General features: G+C 68.4%; 3 protein-coding genes. 2 read left to right on the forward strand and 1 reads right to left on the reverse strand.

All coding sequences use genetic code 11. From position 1 onward, the window contains the following. Nucleotides 1-39: 39 nt before the first annotated feature. A complete protein-coding gene (locus ABD154_RS07575; protein WP_344250905.1) occupies nucleotides 40-2034 on the reverse strand; it encodes a M13 family metallopeptidase in 1995 nt (664 codons plus the stop codon). 120 nt (nucleotides 2035-2154) lie between these two features. On the opposite strand from ABD154_RS07575, the gene ABD154_RS07580 reads away from it, so the two are divergent. Both ABD154_RS07580 and ABD154_RS07585 read left to right on the forward strand, forming a co-directional pair. After that, complete coding sequence (locus tag ABD154_RS07580) at nucleotides 2155-2715, forward strand: low molecular weight protein-tyrosine-phosphatase (RefSeq protein WP_344250907.1); 561 nt, start codon at nucleotides 2155-2157, stop codon at nucleotides 2713-2715. A gap of 89 nt (nucleotides 2716-2804) precedes the next feature. Then, nucleotides 2805-3449 carry a copper resistance CopC family protein gene (locus ABD154_RS07585; protein WP_344250909.1) on the forward strand — a complete coding sequence of 215 codons (645 nt, stop codon included), beginning with the start codon at nucleotides 2805-2807 and terminating at the stop codon, nucleotides 3447-3449. Nucleotides 3450-3485 lie beyond the last annotated feature (36 nt).

A 3485-nucleotide genomic window follows, 5' to 3' on the forward strand; every position in this document is an offset into this window, starting at 1 on the left:
GGGTGGCTGAGCGCCCTCGAGGCTGCTGAGACCGGCCGCCTACCAGATGCTCACGCGCTGCTCGGGTGCGAGGTACATGCCGTCGGACTCCTCGACGCCGAACGTGTCGTGGAAGACCGTCATGTTCTTCACGACCTGGTTGCAGCGGAACTCCTCCGGCGAATGCGGGTCGATGCTCAGACGGCGGATGCGCTCCTCGGTGCGCATCTTCGCCCGCCACGCCTTGGCCCAGGCGGTGAAGAACGAGGCCGCCTCCTCCGGCGAGGGCGCGCGGCCGAGTTCGAGCTCGAGGGCCTTCCACCCGATCGACAGGCCACCGAGGTCGCCGATGTTCTCACCGACCGTGAGCGCGCCGTTGACGTGCTGCGAGGCCTCGAGGCCCGCAGGCACGAGCGCATCGTACTGGTCGATGAGCGCCGTCGTGCGCTCCTCGAAGCGCTCGCGGTCCTCGGCCGTCCACCAGTCGACGAGGTTGCCGTCACCGTCGTAGCGCGAGCCCTGATCGTCGAAGCCGTGGCCGATCTCGTGGCCGATGACCGCGCCGATCGCCCCGAAGTTCGCCGCGACGTCACCGTCGGCGTCGAAGAACGGCGGCTGGAGGATCGCGGCGGGGAAGACGATCTCGTTCATCACCGGGTGGTAGTACGCGTTGACCGTCTGCGGCGTCATCAGCCACTCCGTGCGGTCGATCGCCTTGCCGATGCGGCCCACCTGCCGGGCGTGCTCGGCGCGGGCGGCCCGACGGACGTTGCCGACGAGGTCACCGGCGTCGACCGTCGCGGGGTACTCGCGCCACACCTCGGGGTAGCCGACCTTCGGGGTGAACTTCGAGAGCTTGACGAGCGCGCGCTGCTTCGTCTCCTCGCTCATCCAGTCGAGCTCGGTGATCGACTTCTCGTACGCCTTGATGAGCATGGCGACGAGGTGGTCGATCGCCTCCTTCGCCGCCGGCGGGAACTCGGCGGAGACGTAGAGCTTGCCGACGGCCTCACCGAGGAGGGACTCGACGAGCCCGACTCCGCGCTTCCAGCGCTCCCGCAGGGCGGGAGTGCCCGAGAGGGTGCGGGAGTTGAAGTCGAAGTCCTCGTCGACGATCTCGTCGGTGAGCAGCGCGGCGTTCGCCGAGAGCACCGACCAGCGCAGCCACGTCTTCAGGGTGTCGAGGTCGGTCTCGGCCCACACTGTGACCATGCCCTCGACATACGAGGGCTGGCCGATGATGACGGTCTCGAGCTCGCCGTCGGCATCGGCGGCCAGGGCGGCGAACCACGCATCGAAGTCGAACCCGGGGCCGATCTCGCGCAGCTGGTCGAGCGTGTACTTGTTGTACGTCTTCTCCGCATCGCGGGTGGCCACCCGGTCCCAATGGTGGCGGGCGAGTGCGGTCTCGAACGCCATGATCTTCGCGGCCACCTCGGCGTCGGCGAGCCCTGCCGCGGTCCCGAGCCCGCCGAGGGCGGACATCTTCTGCACGTGCGCGAGGAACTTCGCGCGCACCTCGGCGAAGTCGTCGTTGAAGTAGTAGTCCTCATCGGGCAGGGAGATCCCGGCCTGGACGAGGTAGAGGGCGTAGATGTCGGAGTCCTTCGCATCCGCGGTGACGTACCCGCCGAGGAGACCGCCGATGCCCTCGGTCTCGAGCCGGCCGAGGAGGTTCGCGAGCTCCGACTTCGACTCGACGGCGTCGATCGCGGCGAAGGTCGACTCGAGCGGAGTGACGCCGAGGCTGTTGATCCGTTCGAGATCCATGAACGAGGTGAAGAGGTCGGCGACCTTCTGGCCCTCGGTGCCCGGTTCCTGCGGGGTGTCGGAGACGGATTCGATGATCTGCCGGACCTTCGTCTCCGCGGTGTCGAAGAGCTCGCGCATGGCGCCGTCGCCTGCGCGGTCGTCGGGGATGGTGAAGCTGTCGATCCAGCCGCCGTTGGTGTGGCGGAAGAGGTCGTCCTGCGGGCGGACGGAGCTCAGTTCGGCTGAGGCGGCGGCGTCCGAGGGCTCCGGATCGGCCGGTGCATTCGCAGTTTGTGATGTCATGGTGCAACAGTATCGTGACCGACGATGGGCATGGGCTGAGAAGTCGCACGCGAATCCGCGCGCGAGGCCGTGACCGTGGGGCGACTGCGCCCGTCGAGCCCGCCGAGAAGGAGGAGAAGTATGACCGCACCGTCCGTGGTGTTCGTGTGCACCGGGAACATCTGCCGCTCCGTGACCGCCGAACGCGTGCTCGAGCATCATCTCGAGACCACCGGCGCCGAGGCGGTCGTCGACTCCGCGGGGATCAGCGACGAAGAGGACGGCAACCCGATCGACCCGCGGCAGGCGCGGGTGCTCGCGTCCGCCGGCTACCGCACCGACGACCACGTCGCCCGGCAGATCACTCCCGAGTGGCTCGCCGACCGGGACCTCGCCGTGGCGATGACCGCCCGCCACTATCGGGCGCTCGAGACGATGATCGCACGCCTGCCCGCCGAGGTGCGCCCGGAGCTGCGGATGCTCCGCGAGTTCGACCCGGAGGTCGGTGACGGTCCCCGCCGAGGCGGCACGGGAGGACCTCACGGAACCGGGAGCCGCCTCGGCGAGGTGCCCGCTCCCGACGTCGCCGATCCGTGGTACGGGGGCCAATTGCAGGATTTCGAAGAAACTCTTGAGACAATGGAGAGGTCAGTGCCGGGAATCGCCGATCACCTGCACGCCATGGCCGCGGAAACTCGGTGATCTCGCCGGGGGCCGCAGCGATGGTCCGAAACTCCGACCGACCATGCGGTCGCCCCCAAACCATGGCAAACGTTGAAGGAGAAACACGTATGACTCGCACACAGAGGTCTGCTCTCAGGCTCGTCTTCGCCGCGCTCGTCGTCGCCGCCATGAGCGTCTTCGCGGCCTCCCCGGCCAGTGCACATGACCAGCTGATCTCGACGAACCCCGAGGACGGGGCGCAGCTCGACGAGCAGCCGCAGTGGCTCGAGATGGATTTCTCCGGTGAGATCCAGCAGGTCGGCACCGAGGTCAAGGTCATGGTCGACGGCACCGACGTCTCCGCAGGCGAGCTGACCACCGAAGGCACGAAGCTGACCGTGGCACTGCCCGACAACCTCAAGCCCGGCGCCTACAACGTCGTGTGGCGGGTCGTGTCCTCCGACGGCCACCCGATCTCCGGCGACTACTCCTTCACGATCGGCGACGCCGAGGGCGCCGGCGGCTCCGTCGAGCAGACGACGCAGGCCGGACTCGGCGGCGCAGTCGTCGACAACCCCTCGGAGACGCCTGAGGAGCGCGGTCAGATCGGCGAATCGACGAGCGGTGACTCGGGCATGTCGATGCCGATGATCATCCTCCTCGCCGTCGGTGCGCTCGCGATCATCGTCATCGTCGTCCTCCTCATGCGCCGCAAGGCCCAGGGCCTGCCCGGCACGAAGAACGACGGAAACGGCACCGGCTCGGACAAGTGAGCTGAGCCCCCGGCCCGCCGCGACGACAGCCGCGGC

The organism is Brevibacterium sanguinis (assembly GCF_039528855.1).
GTDB lineage: Bacteria > Actinomycetota > Actinomycetes > Actinomycetales > Brevibacteriaceae > Brevibacterium > Brevibacterium sanguinis.

Bases quoted from the DNA above. Each gene is read 5' to 3' on its own strand.
- ABD154_RS07575 (WP_344250905.1), bottom strand. From the start codon at position 2,034: ATGACATCACAAACTGCGAATGCACCGGCCGATCCGGAGCCCTCGGAC.
- ABD154_RS07580 (WP_344250907.1), top strand. From the start codon at position 2,155: ATGACCGCACCGTCCGTGGTGTTCGTGTGCACCGGGAACATCTGCCGC.
- ABD154_RS07585 (WP_344250909.1), top strand. From the start codon at position 2,805: ATGACTCGCACACAGAGGTCTGCTCTCAGGCTCGTCTTCGCCGCGCTC.